This window comes from Kitasatospora sp. NPDC018058, assembly GCF_044327205.1.
Classification (GTDB): domain Bacteria; phylum Actinomycetota; class Actinomycetes; order Streptomycetales; family Streptomycetaceae; genus Kitasatospora.
The window spans coordinates 87,582-105,383 of record NZ_JBIRFA010000026.1 but is presented as its reverse complement, the minus strand read 5'-3'; the positions used below and the strand labels follow the sequence as shown (position 1 = coordinate 105,383).

1 protein-coding gene (cut by a window edge) is annotated in these 17,802 nt (G+C 74.9%); it reads right to left on the bottom strand.

Features of this window, described 5'->3' with window-relative positions; all coding sequences use genetic code 11:
• Positions 1-30: 30 nt before the first annotated feature.
• Positions 31-17,802 carry the 3' portion of an SDR family NAD(P)-dependent oxidoreductase gene (locus ACH4E7_RS30420; protein WP_396252350.1) on the bottom strand. Its footprint extends 12,699 nt past the window's final position, so 17,772 of the gene's 30,471 nt are visible here — the last part of the coding sequence; the start codon falls outside the window, past its right edge — the gene reads right to left on this strand; its stop codon occupies positions 31-33.

Genomic DNA, 17,802 nt, shown 5'->3' with positions numbered 1-17,802 from the left:
CCGCGACCCGGGGAGGGGCGGGGCGGGTCGTCAGTCGGACAGGCCCAGTTCGTTGTCCAGGAGGTCGAACATCTCGTCGTCCGAGGCCGACTCGAAGTCGAAGACTCCGGTGCCCGGGAGTCCGTCGGCGGCAGCGGCGTTCCGGGCGGCGAGCCACTTCGAGCGCAGCACCTCCAGGCGGGCAGCCACCTGGTCGAACAGCGCCTCGTCCGATCCGTCCACCTCGGTCGTCCCGAACGCCTGCTCCAAGCGATCGAGTTCGGCCAGCAGCACGGCTGCGCCCGCGGTGGGCTCGGGCTCCAGGCCGAGCCGCTCGAACAGGTGGTCCGCCAGCTCGGCCACCGTCGGGTGGTCGAAGACCAGGGTGGCCGGGAGGCGCAGGCCCACCAGCCCACCCAGGCGGTTGCGCAGTTCGACTGCCGTGAGGGAGTCGAGGCCGAGGTCCTGGAAGGCCCGCTGCGGATCCACCCCGGATGCGTCGGTGTGGCCGAGAACCGCGGCCACCTGGCGGCGGACCGCCTCCCGCAGCGCCTCGCGCCGTTCGGTGCCCGGCAGTTCGGACAGCCGCCGCACGAACTCGGCGCCGCCGCCCGCCCCGCCGTCCGCGCCGGCGGCCGAGCCGCGCCGCACCGGCGCGCGCACCAGGCCGCGCAGGAGCGGCGGGATCTCGCCGCGCCGGCTCAGGGCGGCCGGGTCGAGGCGGAGCGGCAGGACGGCGGGTGCCGTGCCGGCCGTGGTCGCGTCGAGCAGTGCGAGGCCCAGTTCCGGCGTGAGCGGCGGCATGCCGGCCCGGGCCAGTCGTTCGGCCTCGGCCTCGGTGAGGGTGCCGGTCATGCCCCCGGCGCCGGTCCACGGACCCCACGCCAGGGAGACGGCGGGCAGGCCGAGGGAGTGGCGGTGGCGGGCGAGGGCGTCCAGGAAGGCGTTGGCCGCCGCGTAGTTGGCCTGGCCGGGGTTGCCGAGCGTGCCGGCCGCCGAGGAGAACAGGACGAAGGTCTCGACGCCTTCGGCAGCCCGGTGGAGGTTCCACGCCGCGTCCGCCTTCGGGCGCAGGACGGCGCCGATCCGCTCGGGCGTGAGCGAGCCGATCGTCCCGTCGTCCAGGACGCCCGCGGTGTGCACCACCGCGCGGACGTCGTGGCGGGCGAACAGCCCGGTGACGGCGGCCTCGTCGGCCACGTCGCAGGCCTCGACGGCCGTCTCGGCGCCGAGCCCGGCGAGTTCGGCGACCAGCTCGGCCACACCGTCGGCGGCGGCGCCGCTGCGGCTGACCAGAAGCAGGCTGCGCACGCCGTGCTCGGCGGCGAGGTGCCGGGCCACCAGGCGGCCGAGGCCGCCGGTGCCGCCGGTGATCAGCACCGTGCCCTCGGCGGGCCAGCTCGGGGCCTCGGTCGCGAGCCCCTCCCTCGCGAGGCGGGCGGCGAACAACTCGCCGTCACGCAGGAGAAGTTGCGGCTCGTCGACGGTGAGGGCGGCGGGGGTCAGCGCGGTCTCGGCGGTGGCGAGGTCGAGCAGGCCGAACCGGCCCGGCTCCTCCGAGGCTGCCGAGCGCACCAGGCCCCAGGCCGCGGCGCCCGCGAGGTCGGCGCCGGACACCGCGCCCCGCGTGACGAACACCAGACGCGAGGCGGCGAACCCGTCGTTCGCGAGCCACGTCCGGAGCATCTCCACGACGGCAGCCACCCGGTCGTACACCGACTCGGCGCCGCCGACGGGGAGTTCGGCCAGCACCACCGGCGGCACGTCGGACCGTGCAGCGAGCTCGGTCAGCGCCTGCGCGGTCGGCTCGACGGCGACGGACGCCACGTCCGCGTCGGCGGGCGCCTGCACCGGCACCCAGTCGAGGCGGAACAGCGCGTCGTGGCCCACCGGGCGGGCGGCGGCGCCGAGCTGCTCGGCGGCGATCGGCCGGACGGTGAGCGAGCCCACCGACGCGACCGGCCGGCCCCCCGTGTCGGCCGCGGCGAGCGCCAGCCCGCCGGACGCCGACGGCGCCAGCCGGACCCGCAGCGCGGACGCCCCGGAGGCGTGCAGCGCGACGTCCTCCCACGCGAACGGCACCCCGGCACCGCCCTCGCCGAGCCCGCCGCCCACGGCGAGCGTGTGCAGGCAGGCGTCGAACAGGGCCGGGTGCAGACCGTAGGCGCCGCCCTCGACGCCCTCGGGCAGGGCGACGTCCGCGAAGAGCTCGTCGCCCCGGCGCCAGACCGTCCGGAGGCCCTGGAAGGCGGGGCCGTACCCGAACCCGGCCGTCGCCAGGCCGTCGTAGAGGCCGGTCAGGTCGACCTGCTCCGCGTCGGCCGGCGGCCACACCGAGGCGTCGAACGCCGCCGGTGCCGCGCCCGTGCCGAGCACGCCGCTGGCGTGCAGGGTCCACGGGTGCAGGCCGCCCGAACCGGGCCGGGAGTGCACGGTCACAGGCCGGCGGCCCGCGTCGTCCGGCACCCCGACGGCGACCTGGAGCTGCACGGCTCCCGTCCCCGGAAGGACCAGCGGCGCCGCGAGCGTCAGCTCCTCGACGATGTCGCAGCCGACCTCGTCGCCCGCGCGCACGGCCAGCTCGACCAGCGCCGTGCCCGGCACCAACACCGAGCCCATGACGACGTGGTCCGCCGCCCACGGGTGGGACCGTGCCGACATGCGGCCGGTGAACAGGAGGCCATCGCTGTCGGCCAGCTCCAGCGAGCCGGTGAGCAGCGGGTGCTCGGCGTTCCTGAGCCCGGCGGCCTCGGCGCCGCGGCCGAGGCCGCCGGGCAGGCCGGTCGGCCAGTAGTCCCGGTGCTCGAACGGATAGGTCGGGAGCTCGCCGAGGTGCCGGCCCGCTCCGGCGAGCAGCGCCCGCCATTCGACCTTCGCGCCGTGGACGTGCAGGCTCGCGAGGGCCTGGAGGAGGCTCGCCTCCTCGGGGCGGTCCTTACGGAGCGCGGGGGTGGCCACAGTGTCGGCGTCGTCGGGCAGCGCGCTCGCGGTGAGCGCGGTGAGGACGGCGTCGGGGCCGAGTTCGAGCACGCGGCGGACGCCGGCCTCGTGGAGGGTGCGGACGCCGTCGGCGAAGCGGACGGCCTCGCGGACGTGGCGCACCCAGTAGTCGGGGGTGCGGAGGTCCTCGTCGCCGAGTTCACCGGTGAGGTTGGAGACGACCGGGATCGAAGGGGTGCTGTAGGTGATCCCGTTGAGGACCTCGCGGAAGTCCTCCAGCATCGGGTCCATCAGCGGGGAGTGGAAGGCGTGCGAGACGCGCAGGCGCGTGGTCCGGCGGTCGGAGATGTGCGCCTCGATCGCCGCGACGGCGTCTTCCGCGCCCGAGACAACGATCGAGCGCGGGCCGTTGACGGCGGCGATCGACACGAACTCGCCCAGCAGGGGCAGCACTTCGTCCTCCGTCGCCTGCACGGCGAGCATCGCACCGCCGGACGGCAGCGCCTGCATGAGACGGCCGCGGGCGGCCACCAGGGCGCAGGCGTCGGCCAGGCTGAACACTCCGGCGACGTGCGCCGCCGCGATCTCACCGATCGAGTGCCCGGCCAGGAACTCGGCGCGCACGCCGAGGGATTCGACGAGACGGTAGAGCGCCACCTCGACGGCGAACAGCCCGGCCTGGGCGTACGCGGTCTGGTTCAGCTGCTCCTCGTTCGAGCCCCACACGACGTCCCGAAGCGGAAGCTCCAGAGCCCCGCACACCTCGTCGAAGGCACCGGCGAAGACCGGGAACCGGGCGTACAACTCCCGTCCCATGCCGAGCCGTTGCGAACCCTGCCCGGAGAACAGGAACGCCGTCTTGCCGTCGGCCGCGACCCCTCGGGCCACCGCCACGCCGTCCACGAGCACCGTGCGGTGCGGCAGCGCCGACCGCCCGGCCAAGGTGAACGCCACGTCCGCGGAGGGCAGTTCCCCGGCATTCGTGAGCCGCGCGAGCTGTGCATCCAGCGCCGCCTCGGACTTGGCGGACACCACCCACGGCACCAGGCCGGGTGCGGCCTCGTTCTCCGGCTCCGCCGACTCGGGCAGCTCCAGGATGACATGCGCGTTGGTGCCGCTGATCCCGAAGGACGACACGCCCGCGCGGCGCGGTCGGTCGGTGGCCGGCCAGTCGGTGCGCTCGGTGAGCAGCTCGACGGCGCCGGCCGTCCAGTCGACGTGGGTGGAGGGCTGGTCGATGTGCAGGGACTGCGGGAGCACTCCGTGCTGCATCGCCAGCACCATCTTGATCACGCCGGCGACACCGGCCGCGGCCTGGGAGTGGCCGATGTTCGACTTGATCGAGCCCAGCAGTAGCGGGACTTCGCGGTCCTGGCCGTACGTCGCGAGGAGCGCCTGAGCCTCGATCGGGTCACCGAGCGTCGTGCCCGTGCCGTGCGCCTCGACGGCGTCCACGTCGCCGAACGACAGCCCGGCACTCGCCAGCGCCTGGCGAATCACGCGCTGCTGCGACGGACCGTTCGGCGCGGTGAGGCCGTTGGACGCACCGTCCTGGTTGACGGCACTTCCCCGCAGCACCGCGAGGACGCGGTGCCCGTTGCGGCGGGCGTCCGACAACCGTTCCAGCACCACCATGCCGACGCCCTCGCCCCAGCCCACGCCGTCCGCCGCCTCGGCGAAGGCCTTGCTGCGGCCGTCCGCGGCCAGGCCCCGCTGCCGGGAGAACTCGACGAACGTCGCCGGGGTGGACATCACCGTCACGCCGCCCGCCAGTGCCAGCGTGCACTCGCCGGTGCGCAGGGCCTGGGCGGCCAGGTGCATCGCGACGAGGGAGGAGGAGCAGGCCGTGTCGACCGTCACGGCCGGGCCCTCCAGGCCGAAGGTGTAGGACACCCGGCCCGAGGCCACGCTCCCGGCGCTGCCGCTGCCCTGGTGGCCCTCGAACTCACCGCCGCCGAGCAGGTTCGCGTAGTCGGCGTACATCACGCCCGCGAACACGCCGGTCCGGCTGCCGCGCAGGGACACCGGGTCGATGCCGGCCCGCTCGAAGGCCTCCCACGAGGTCTCCAGCAGCAGACGCTGCTGCGCGTCCGTCGCGAGCGCCTCGCGCGGGCTCATCCCGAAGAAGCCCGCGTCGAACGCCGCCGCCTCCCGCAGGAACCCGCCCGTCCGGGTGGAGGACGTGCCGCTGTGGTCCGGGTCCGGGTTGTAGAGGGTCTCGACGTCCCAGCCGCGGTCGGCCGGGAACTCCGACACCGCGTCCACGCCGTCGGCCACCAGGCGCCACAGGTCCTCGGGCGACGCCACGCCGCCGGGGTAGCGGCAGGCCATCCCGACGAGCACGATCGGATCGTCGGACGGGACGGGCAGGGCCGCCGGGAGTTCCACGGTCTCCGCAGTGCCGAACAGGCCCTCCAACAGGAAGCCGGCGAGCGCGTGGGCGGTCGGGTAGTCGAACACCACGGTCGCCGGCAGCTGGAGTCCGGTCACGGTCCGCAGCCGGTTGCGCAGTTCGACCGCCGTCAGCGAGTCGAAACCGAGGTCCTGGAAGGCCCGCGACGAGTCCACCGTCGACCGGCCCTCGTGGCCGAGCACGAGCGCGATCTGGTCGCGCACCAGGTCCAGGAGGGCCTCGCGCCGCTCCTCACCGCCCAGGCCCGACAGCTGCCGGGTCAGGTCGGTCGCGGCGGGGGCCGCGGCCGCCCGGCGCGCCGGGGTCCGGACCAGGCCGCGCAGGAGGGCGGGGACGTCGCCCCGGTCCCGCAGGGCGGGCAGGTCGAGCCGGACGGGCAGGACCGCCGGCTCGGCGCCGGTGGCGACCGCGTCGAACAGCGCCAGCCCGTGCTCCGGGTCGAGCGGCGGCACGCCGGCGCCGGTCATTCGCTCGCGCTCGGCGTCGGTGAGCGTGCCGGTCATGCCCGCCACGTCGGACCAGGGGCCCCAGGCCAGCGAGACGGCGGGCAGGCCGAGCGAGCGGCGGTGGAGCGCCAGGGCGTCGAGGTAGGCGTTGCCCGCCGCGTAGGCGGCCTGGCCCGCGCTGCCGAACGTGCCGGCCACGGAGGAGAAGAGGACGAAGACGTCGAGGTCGAGGCCTTCGGTGGCCCGGTGCAGGTTCCAGGCCGCGTCCGCCTTCGGGCGGAGGACGGCGCTCACGCGCTCGGGGGTCAGCGAAGCGACCACACCGTCGTCGAGCACGCCGGCGGTGTGCACGACCGCGCGGATGTCGTGGCGGGCGAACAGGTCGGCTATGACGGCCTCATCGGCGACGTCGCAGGCCTCGACGGCGGCGTGCGCCCCGCATTCCGCCAGCTCGGCGAGCAGCGCCTCGACGCCCTCGGCGTCCGCACCGCGACGGCTCACCAGCAGCAGGCTGCGCACGCCGTGCTCGCCCGCGAGGTGCCGGGCGACCAGACGGCCGAGGCCTCCCGTGCCGCCCGTGATCAGGACCGTGCCCTCGCTCGGCCACACGGCCGCGTCGGCCGCAGCTTCCGTCCGGACGAGCCGGGCCGCGAGAATCGCCCCGTCACGGACGAGCAGCTGCGGCTCGTCCAGGCCCAGGGCGGCGGACGGCAGCTCCGCCTCCCCCGCCAGGTCCACCAGGCCGAAGCGCCCCGGCTCCTCGGTCATCGCCGACCGCACCAGACCCCACACGGCTGCGCCCGACAGGTCCTCGCCCGCCATCGCGCCGCGCGTCACGAACACCAGCCGCGAGGTTGCGAAGCGCTCCTCCGCCAACCAGGCCTGGGCGAGCTCCAGTGCCTGCGCCGTTCGCGCGTGCACCTCGGCGGCGGCCATCTCGATCACGACCACCGGCGGGACGTCCGCCGGCACCTCCGCCAGCGAGGCGACCTCGACGAACTCCGCGGAGCCAGGAGCCTTCACCGGCACCCAGTCCAGCCGGAAGAGCTCGTCCCGGCCGACCCGCGAGCCCGCGGCCAGCTGCTCGGCGGCGATCGGGCGCACCGTCAGCGCGCCGACCGAGGCCACCGGCCTGCCGTCGGCGTCGGCCACGGCGAGCGCCAGCGCGCCGGCAGCCGACCGCGTCAGGCGCACCCGCACCGCCGACGCGCCGGAGGCGTGCAGTGCCACGTTCTCCCACGCGAACGGCACGCCGCCGCGCTCGCCGGAGCCCGCCAGGGCGAAGCCGTGGAGGCAGGCGTCGAACAGCGCGGGGTGCAGGCCGAAGCCGGTGCCCTCGGTGCCCTCGGGCAGGGCGACCTCCGCGAAGAGCTCGTCCCCGCGCCGCCAGGCCGCGCGGAGGCCCTGGAACGCCGGGCCGTACCCGAACCCGGCGTCCGCCAGGCCCTCGTACAGTCCGGTGAGGTCCAGTTGTTCGGCTTCGACCGGCGGCCACACCGAGGCGTCGAACTCCGCCGCTGCCGCGCCCGAGCCCAGCACGCCACTCGCGTGCAGGGTCCAGACCGGCTCCGGACCGGTGTCCGCCGTGGAGTGGATGCCGACGGCGCGGCGGCCGGTGTCGTCCGGCTCGGCCAGCCGCACCTGGATCCGGACGGGCCCCTCCTCGGGCAGCACGAGCGGCGCGGCCAGGGACAGTTCCTCGACCAGGTCGCAGCCGACCTCGTCGCCGGCGCGCACGGCCAGCTCGACCAGCGCCGTGCCCGGAACCAGCACCGAACCCATGACGACGTGGTCCGCCAGCCACCCGTGCGACCGGGCCGACAGCCGGCCGGTGAACACCAGCCCGGCGGAACCGGCCAGTTCGAGCGATCCGGTGAGCAGCGGGTGCTCGGCGTTCCTGAGCCCGGCGGACTCGGCCGTGGGGAAGAACGCCGAGGCGTCCGTCCAGAAGCGGCGGTGCTGGAACGCGTAAGTCGGCAGGGCGACCCGGCGGGCGCCCGTCCCGGCGTGGAAGGCGGACCAGTCCACCGGCACACCCAGCACGTGCAGGCGCGCCAGCGCCTCGACGACGGTCCGCTCCTCGTCGCGTCCGCGGCGCAGCGCCGGGGTCGCTTCGGCCTCATGGTCGGCCAGCGCGCTCGCGGTGAGGGCGGTGAGGACGGCGTCGGGGCCGAGTTCGAGGTAGCGGCGGACGCCGGCCTCGTGGAGGGTGCGGACGCCGTCGGCGAAGCGGACGGCCTCGCGGACGTGGCGCACCCAGTAGTCGGGCGACGTCAGGCCATCGGCCAGCCCGCCCGTCAGGTTGGAGATCACCGGGATCGAAGGCGCCTGGTACGTCAGCCCCGTGAGGACCTCACGGAAGTCCTCCAGCATCGGATCCATCAGCGGCGAGTGGAACGCGTGGGACACACGCAGGCGGGTCGTCTTGCGGTCCGCGAAGTGCGCCTCGATAACCGCGACAGCCTCCTCCGTGCCCGAGACGACGATCGATGTCGGGCCGTTGACGGCAGCGATCGACACGAACTCGCCCAGCAGCGGTAGGACTTCGTCCTCCATCGCCTGCACCGCTAGCATCGCGCCACCCGAAGGCAGCGCCTGCATCAGACGGCCACGGGCCGCCACCAGGGCGCAGGCGTCCTCCAGCGAGAACACCCCGGCCACGTGCGCCGCAGCCACCTCGCCGATCGAGTGCCCGGCCAAGAACTCAGGTCGCACGCCCAGCGATTCAACGAGACGGTAGAGCGCCACCTCGACGGCGAACAGCCCGGCCTGGGCGTACGCCGTCTGGTTCAGCAACTCCTCGTCCGAACCCCACACGACATCCCGGAGGGGCAGGTCGAGCCGCGAGCACACCGCGTCGAACGCCTCCGCGAACACCGGGAAACGCACGTACAACTCCCGGCCCATGCCGAGCCGTTGCGAGCCCTGCCCCGAGAAGAGAAAGGCCGTCCGGCCGCTCGTCGCGATGCCGCTCGACGCCTCGCCGTCCGCCACCGCCCGCAGGCCGGCCAGGAGTTGCTCGGTCCCGTCGCCGACCACGGCCGCGCGGTGTTCGAGCGCGGCGCGGGCCGTCGCCAGCGAGTACGCGACGTCCACCGGCCGGGCATCGTCGGCGACGACGGCGAGCAGCCGCTCGGCCTGCGCGCGTAGGGCCTCCGGGGTCGCGGCGGACAGCAGCCACGGCACGACACCGGGCTCGACCTCAGGCGACTCCGTGGGCAGGTCCGCCGTCGGAGCCTCCTCGATGATCACGTGGGCGTTGGTGCCGCTGATCCCGAAGGACGAGACGCCGGCGCGCCGCGGACGCTCGCCCGCAGCCCACGGCCGGGGCTCGGTCAGGAGCCGGACCACCCCCTCCGACCAGTCCACCTTCGAGCTCGGCTCGTCCACGTGCAGCGTCGAGGGCAGCTCGCCGTTGTGCATCGCGAGCACCATCTTGATCACGCCGGCGACACCGGCCGCGGCCTGGGTGTGGCCGAGGTTCGACTTCACCGAGCCCAGCCAGAGCGGCCGGTCCTCGGGGCGGTCCTGGCCGTAGGTGGCGAGGAGGGCCTGCGCCTCGATCGGGTCGCCCAGCGTCGTGCCCGTGCCGTGTGCCTCGACCACGTCGACCTGGTCGGCGCCGAGGCGGGCGCTGGCGAGCGCCTGCCGGATCACCCGCTGCTGCGACGGACCGTTCGGCGCCGTCAGGCCGTTCGACGCGCCGTCCTGGTTGACGGCGCTGCCGCGGACGAGCGCCAGCACCGGGTGCCCGTTGCGCAGCGCGTCCGACAGCCGCTCGACGACCAGGAAGCCCGCGCCCTCGGCGAAGCCCGTGCCGTCGGCGGCGGACGCGAAGGACTTGCACCGTCCGTCGGGGGCGAGCGCGCCCTGCCGGCCGAACTCGGCGAACACCCCGGGTGTGGCCATCACCGTCACGCCACCGGTGATCGCGAGCGAGCAGTCGCCCTGCCGCAGCGCCTGGACGGCCAGGTGCAGCGCGACCAGCGAGGACGAGCAGGCGGTGTCCACGGCGACCGCCGGACCCTCCAGGCCGAGCTTGTACGAGACACGGCCGGCCACGACGCTGCCGTTGCCGTCGCTGCCCGGGTAGTCGTGGTACATCACGCCGGTGAAGACGCCGGTGCGGGTGCCGCGCAGGCCGCTCGGGTCGATGCCGGCCCGCTCCAGGGCCTCCCAGGAGAGCTCCAGCGTGAGCCGCTGCTGCGGGTCCATCGCCAGGGCCTCGCGCGGGGAGATCCCGAAGAAGCCGGGGTCGAACTCGGCGGCTCCGTCGAGGAATCCGCCTGCGCGGGTGTAGTACGAGTCCTCGGTACGGAGCGTCGAGAGGTCCCAGCCGCGGTCGGCGGGGAACGGGGAGATCGCGTCCGCGCCGGACGTCACCAGCTGCCAGAGCTGCTCGGGCGTGGTCACCCCGCCCGGGTAGCGGCAGGCCATGCCGACGATCGCGATCGGGTCGTGGCGGACCTCCGTCGCCACCGGAACGTCCGTCTCGGCGTCGATGGAACGGACCCGGTCGTCGGCCAGGTCGAGCAGGGCGTCGACCAGGCCAGCGTCACGGAGACGGCGGGTCGGGATCGACTGCAGCGCGGCACGCAGGTCGGCCTCGGCGCGGGACGCCTCGCCGCTCGCGGCCTCCGTCCGCACGCCGAGCTCGGTGACGATGTGGTCCGTCACGGCCTCGGCGTTCGGGTGGTCGAAGGCGAGGGTCGCGGGCAGGCGCAGGCCGGTGAGGGTGTTGAGCTGGTTGCGCAGGTCGGTCGCGGCGAGGGAGTCGAAGCCGAGCTCCTGGAACGCGCGGTCCGGCTCGATCGCGTCGCCCGACTCGTGGCCGAGCAGCCCGGCCACCCGGGCCCGGACGAGTTCGAGGACGGTTCGCCGCTGCTCCGCCTCCGTCAGCCCGGCGAGCCGGGCGGCGAGACCGTCGGCCGCTGCGGCCGACGCCGGAGCGTGCGCCGCCGTGCGGCGGGCGACCGGGACGAGGGCACGCAGCAGCGCGGGGACCTCGTCGGTGCGGGCGCGCAGGGCCGCGGCGTCGACCCGGATCGGGACAACGGCCGCGCGCTCACTGCGCAGACCGGCAGCAAACAGCGCCAGACCGTCCTCGCGGGAGAGCGGCGGGACCCCCTGGGCGGCCATGCGGTTGCGATTGAGCCCCAGGAGGTGCTCGCCGAGGCCGGCGCCGACGTCCCACATGCCGTAGGCCATCGAGGTGGCGGGCAGGCCGGCAGCGCGGCGGTGGGCGGCGAGGGCGTCGAGGAAGACGTTCGCCGCGGCGTAGTTGCCCTGGCCGGCGGTCAGGACCAGACCACCGGCGGAGGAGAAGAGGACGAAGGCGGTCAGGTCGAGGTGGCCGGTCAGCTCGTGCAGGTACCACGCGCCGTCGGCCTTCGGCGCCAGGACGGCATCCACGCGCTCGGGCGTGAGCGCGCCGACCAGACCGTTGTCACCGACACCGGCGGCGTGGATGACGGCGGAGAGACCAGGGATCGCGGCGATCAGAGCGGCCACGGCCCCGCGGTCCGCCATGTCACAGGCACGGACCTCAACCACAGTGCCGAGGGCGGACAGCTCCGCCACCAGCTCCGCCGAGCCCGGCGCCTCCAGACCGCGACGGCTCGTCAGCACCAGACTCCGGACCCCGCACTCGGCAACCAGGTACCGGGCCACGACAGCACCCAGGCCACCCGTGCCTCCAGTGATCAGCACCGTGTCGTCCGCACCGACCGGCAACGGACCCTCCGGCTGCGGCAGACGGGTCAAGCGCGGGACGTGAACGGCCTCGCCACGCACGGCCGACTCCGGCTCACCGGTGACGATCACCTCCCCGTCCGTGTCCAGCAGGACGAACCGCCCCGGGTTCTCCGCCTGCGCGGACCGGACCAGACCCCACACCGGAGCCTGCGCCAGATCCACCGGCTCACCCTCCCCCACCGCCACCGCACCCCGCGTCACAACCACCAGACGCGACGCCGCGAACCGCTCCTCCGCCAGCCAGGTCTGGAGGACTGCCAGCACGGCGTGGACGCTCACGCGCACACCGCTCGGGACGTCCTCGGGGGTCGCGAAGGCAGCGCAGTCGAGGACGACCACGTCGGGCGTCGGCTCCCCGGAGTTCGACACGTCCTCCCACCGCGCCCAGGAGCTCCCTGCGGCAGGCGCGTTCGACAGCTCCGCCCACTCGATCCCGTAGAGCGGGTCGACCGAGCCCAGGTGCTCCGCCGACACCGCCCGGCCCACCATCGAGGCCACGGCCAGCACCGGACCGCCCGCCGGGTCGGCGAGGTCGAGCCGCAGCCCGCCACCGTCGAGCCGGACGATCCGCACCCGCACCGCGGAGGCGCCGACGGCGGACAGGGTCACGCCGGTCCACGCGAACGGGATCATCGTCTCCCGCTCGCCGCCGACCAGGATCGCGGCGTGCATGGCCGCGTCGAGGAGCGCCGGGTGCACACCGAAGCCGTCGGCCTCGACGCCCTCCGGCAGCACGACCTCGGCGAACAGCTCGTCGCCGCGCCGCCAGGCCGCGCGCAGGCCCTGGAAGGCGTGGCCGTAGCCGAAGCCGGACTCCGCCATGCGCTCGTACGCGCCCTCCACCGGCAGCGGCTCTGCGCCGACCGGTGGCCAGACGGCGGCGTCGAACGATCCCGCCTCGGGGGCTCCGGAAGCGGCCAGCGAACCGGCCGCGTGCTGCAGCCACCCGGCGTCCGGATCCCCGTCCGGCCGCGAGTGGATGGTGACCGCGCGCCGGTCCGAGGCGTCCGGACCACCGACCCGCACGTGCAGTTGGACGGCGCCGCGCTCGGGCAGCACCAGCGGTGCGGCCAGCGTCAGTTCCTCCACCAGTTCGCACCCGACCTCGGCCGCGGCCCGCAGCGCGAGCTCGACCAGCGCCGCGCCCGGCACCAGGACGGTGTCCAGCACCTGGTGGTCGGCCAGCCACGGGTGCAAGTCCAGCGACACCCGGCCGGTGAGGAGGAACCCGTCCGTGTGGGACAGGTCGACGGCCGCGCCGAGCAGCGGGTGCGCGAAGGCGCCCACGCCCACCGCGCCCAGGTCGCCGAGCGGGGTCGTCGCAGCGAGCCAGAAGCGGCGGCGCTGGAACGCGTAGGTGGGCAACTCCACCGTCCGGGCGCCGCTGCCGGCGAAGAGGACGGACCAGTCCACCTCGGCCCCGGCCGCATACAGCCGGCCGAGGGCGCCGATCAGGCTCGCCTCCTCATCCCGGTCCGCGTGCAGGGCGGGCACGACGCACGTGCGGGCGGAGGTCGGGTCGTCGAGGGCGCCCTGCACCAGGCCGGACAGGACGGTGTCCGGGCCCAGTTCGAGGTAGCGGCGGACGCCGGCCTCGTGGAGGGTGCGGATCCCGTCGGCGAAGCGGACGGCCTCGCGGACGTGGCGCACCCAGTAGTCGGGCGACGTCAGGCCGTCAACCAGCCCGCCGGTCAGATTGGAGACCAACGGGATCGACGGCGCGTGGTACGCCAGTCCGTTGAGGACCGTACGGAAGTCCTCCAGCATCGGGTCCATCAGCGGCGAGTGGAAGGCATGGGACACGCGAAGGCGGGTCGTCCGGCGGTCGGCGAAATGCTCCTCGATCTCCGAGACGGCCTCTTCGGCGCCCGAGACCACGACCGCCGTCGGACCGTTCACGGCCGCGATCGAGACGAACTCACCAAGCAGCGGCAGGACTTCGTCCTCCGTCGCCTGCACCGCGAGCATCGCACCACCCAAAGGCAGCGCCTGCATCAGCCGGCCACGGGCCGCCACCAGGGCGCAGGCGTCCTCCAGCGAGAACACCCCGGCGACGTGCGCCGCAGCGACCTCGCCGATCGAGTGCCCGGCCACGAACTCCGGTCGCACACCCAGCGATTCGAGGAGACGGTAGAGCGCCACCTCGACGGCGAACAGACCCGCCTGAGCGTACGCGGTCTGGTTCAGCAGCTCCGCGTCCCCGCCCCACACCACCTCGCGCACGGGAAGCCCTGTCGCCGCGCACACCGCGTCGAACGCCTCCGCGAAGACCGGGAAGCTGGCGTACAACTCCCGTCCCATGCCAAGCCGTTGCGAGCCCTGCCCGGAGAACAGGAACGCCGTCGCCCCACCCGCCCGGGCGGACGAGGTGTCCGCGCCCGGAGCGAGTTCGCCCCGGCTCAGCGCGTCCAGTCCGGCCAGCAGCTCCGCCCGGTCCGCGCCGAGCAGCACCGCGCGGTGCTCCAGCGCCGGCCGCGTCGCCACCAGCGAGTGGGCGACGTCCAGCGCGTCGAGCTCCGGCCGCGCGCCGAGGAAGGTCGCGAGCCGCTCGGCCTGCACCCGCAGGGCCTCCGGCGTCGCCGCGGCGAGCAGCCAGGGAAGCGTACCCAACTCGCCTTTTACGAACGGCATTTCGGCTACCGGCTCAGGACCCTGCTCGACGATCACGTGCGCGTTGGTCCCGCTGATCCCGAACGCGGACACGCCCGCCCGGCGCGGACGGCCGGTCGCCGGCCAGTCCCGGGCCTCGGCCAGCAGCTCGACCGCGCCCTCCGACCACTCGACGTGCGGCGAGGGCCGGTCGATGTGCAGCGACTTCGGCAGCACGCCGTGCTGCATCGCCAGCACCATCTTGATCACGCCCGCCACACCGGCCGCCGCCTGCGCGTGCCCGATGTTCGACTTGATCGAGCCCAGCAGCAGCGGGAGTTCACGGTCCTGGCCGTAGGTCGCGAGGAGCGCCTGTGCCTCGATCGGGTCGCCCAGCGTCGTCCCCGTCCCATGGGCCTCGACGGCGTCCACGTCCGCCGGGGACAGCCCGGCGCTCGCCAGTGCCTGGCGGATCACCCGCTGCTGGGACGGCCCGTTCGGCGCCGAGAAGCCGTTGCTCGCGCCGTCCTGGTTGACGGCCGTGCCGCGGATCACCGCGAGCACCCGGTGCCCGTTCCGCTCCGCGTCGGACAGCCGCTCGACGAGCAGCACCCCGACGCCCTCCGACCAGCCGACGCCGTCCGCCGCGCCCGCGAACGCCTTGCACCGGCCGTCCGCGGACAGCCCCCGCTGCCGCGAGAACTCGATGAACATGCCCGGCGTCGACATCACCGTCGCGCCGCCCGCGAGGGCCAGCGAGCACTCCCCGGTGCGCAGCGCCTGGACCGCCAGGTGCAGGGCGACCAAGGACGAGGAACAAGCCGTGTCCACGGTCACCGCCGGGCCCTCCAGGCCCAGCGTGTAGGACACGCGGCCGGAGACGACGCTGCCGCCGCTGGTGCCCGAGGGGTTCGTGTTGAGCGCGTAGTCGTGGTACATGACGCCCGCGAAGACGCCCGTCCGGCTGCCGCGCAGGGACAGTGGGTCGATGCCCGCCCGCTCCAGCGCCTCCCACGAGGTCTCCAGCAGGAGCCGCTGCTGCGGGTCCATGTAGAGGGCCTCGCGCGGGGAGATCCCGAAGAAGCCGGGGTCGAAGTCGCCGGCGTCGTGCAGGAAGCTGCCGTGTCGGGTGTAGCTGTGGCCCTCCTTGCCGGGCTCGGGGTCGTAGAGGTTCTCGATGTCCCAGCCGCGGTCGGCCGGCAGGCCGGTGACAGTGTCGACGCCGTCCACCAGCAGCCGCCACAGGTCCTCGGGCGTGGCCGCGCCGCCGGGGTAGCGGCAGGCCATGCCCACGATCGCGATCGGTTCGTCGGCGGCGTGCGAGCGGGTCTCGGCGCCGGCGGCCGGGGTCGGCTCCGTGCCCGCGCCGGCCAGGTCGAGGAGGTGCTCCGCGACGGCCCGGGCGTTGGGGAAGTCGAAGGCCAACGTGGCGGGCAGGCGCAGGCCCGTGCGCTTGTTGAGGCGGTTGCGCAGGTCGGTCGCTGCGAGGGAGTCGAAGCCGAGCTCCTGGAACGCGCGCTCGGGCGCAATCGCCTCGGCGGAGGCGTGGCCGAGCACGGCGGCGACCTCCGCGCGCACGAGCTCCAGCGCCAGGCGCCGGCCCTCGCTCTCCCCCAGCCCGGCGAGGCGCCGGACGAGCCCGGTCTCGGCCGCGCGGCCGCTCGCGGGCAGCTCGGCGCGCCTGCGCGGGGCGGCGAGGGCGCGCAGGAGCGCGGGGACCTCGTCCGTGCGGGCGCGCAGGGCGACGGCGTCGACCCGGATCGGGACGACGGCCGCGCGCTCGCTGCGCAGGGCGGTGGCGAAGAGTGCGAGGCCGGTCGCGTGGTCGAGGACGGGAACGCCCTGGGTGGCCATCCGCGCCCGGTCGACGTCCGCGAGGTCACGCCCGAGGCCTGCGCCGACGTCCCAGAGGCCGAAGGCCATCGAGGTGGCGGGCAGGCCGGCGGCGTGGCGGTGGGCGGCGAGGGCGGCGAGGAAGACATTGGCCGCGGCGTAGTTGCCCTGGCCGGCAGTCAGGACCAGGCCGCCGGCGGAGGAGAAGAGGACGAAGGCGGTCAGGTCGAGGTGGCCGGTCAGCTCGTGCAGGTACCACGCGCCGTCGGCCTTCGGCGCCAGGACGGCATCCACGCGCTCGGGCGTGAGCGCGCCGACCAGACCGTTGTCACCGACACCGGCGGCGTGGATGACGGCGGAGAGACCAGGGATCGCGGCGATCAGAGCGGCCACGGCCCCGCGGTCCGCCATGTCACAGGCACGGACCTCAACCACAGTGCCGAGGGCGGACAGCTCCGCCACCAGCTCCGCCGAGCCCGGCGCATCCAGACCGCGACGGCTCGTCAGCACCAGACTCCGGACCCCGCACTCGGCAACCAGGTACCGGGCCACGACAGCACCCAGGCCACCCGTGCCTCCAGTGATCAGCACCGTGTCGTCCGCACCGACCGGCAACGGACCCTCCGGCTGCGGCAGACGGGTCAAGCGCGGGACGTGAACGGCCTCGCCACGCACGGCCGACTCCGGCTCACCGGTGACGATCACCTCCCCGTCCGTGTCCAGCAGGACGAACCGCCCCGGGTTCTCCGCCTGCGCGGACCGGACCAGACCCCACACCGGAGCCTGCGCCAGATCCACCGGCTCACCCTCACGCACCACCACCGCACCCCGCGTCACAACCACCAGACGCGACGCCGCGAACCGCTCCTCCGCCAGCCACGCCTGCACCGCGCGCAACACGTGCCCCGTCACCTCGCGCACGGCCGCCGGAACGTCGTCGCCCGGGGCGGCCACGGCCGCGCAGTCCAGGACGACGGTCTCGGGGGCCGGGCCCTCGGTGGGCAGGGCGTCCCAAGACATCCACTCCCTGCCCACGCTCGCGGCGGCCGGCTGCTCCGACCACTCGACCACGTAGAGCGGGTCGGCCGAGCCCAGTTGCTCCGCCGAGACCGCCCGGCCCTTCACGGAGGCCACCGTCAGCACCGGACCGCCCGCCAAGTCGGCGAGGTCGAGCCGCAGCCCGCCGCCGTCGAGCCGAACCAGGCGCACCCGCACGGCCGACGCGCCGACGGCGCGCAGCGCCGCGCCCGTCCACGCGAACGGGACCACGGTGTCGTCGCTCCCGGCGTCCACGATGGCGACGTGCATGGCCGCGTCGAGGAGCGCCGGGTGCACGCCGAAGCCGTCGGCCTCGACGTCCTCGGGGAGCTCGATGTCCGCGAACAGCTCGTTCCCGCGCCTCCAGGCCGCACGGAGGCCCTGGAAGGCGTGGCCGTAGCCGAAGCCGGACTCCGCCATGCGCTCGTACACGCCCTCCACCGACAGTTGCTCGGCATCGGCCGGCGGCCAGACGTCGAACGACTCCGCCTCGACGGCTCCGGAGGCGGCCAGCGAACCGGCCGCGTGCTGCACCCACCCGGCGTCCGGATCCCCGTCCGGCCGCGAGTGGATCGTGAGCCCCCGGCGGCCGACGGCGTCCGGCGCTCCGACGCGGAGCTGGAGCTGGAGCGCGCCGTGCTCGGGCAGCACCAGCGGTGCCGCCAGGGTCAGTTCCTCCACCTGCTCGCAGCCCACCTCGGCGGCGGCGCGCAGCGCGAGTTCGAGCAGACCGGCGCCGGGGACCAGGACCGTGCCCTGGACCGTGTGGTCGACCAGCCACGGGAAGGCGGCCGTCGACAGGCGACCGGT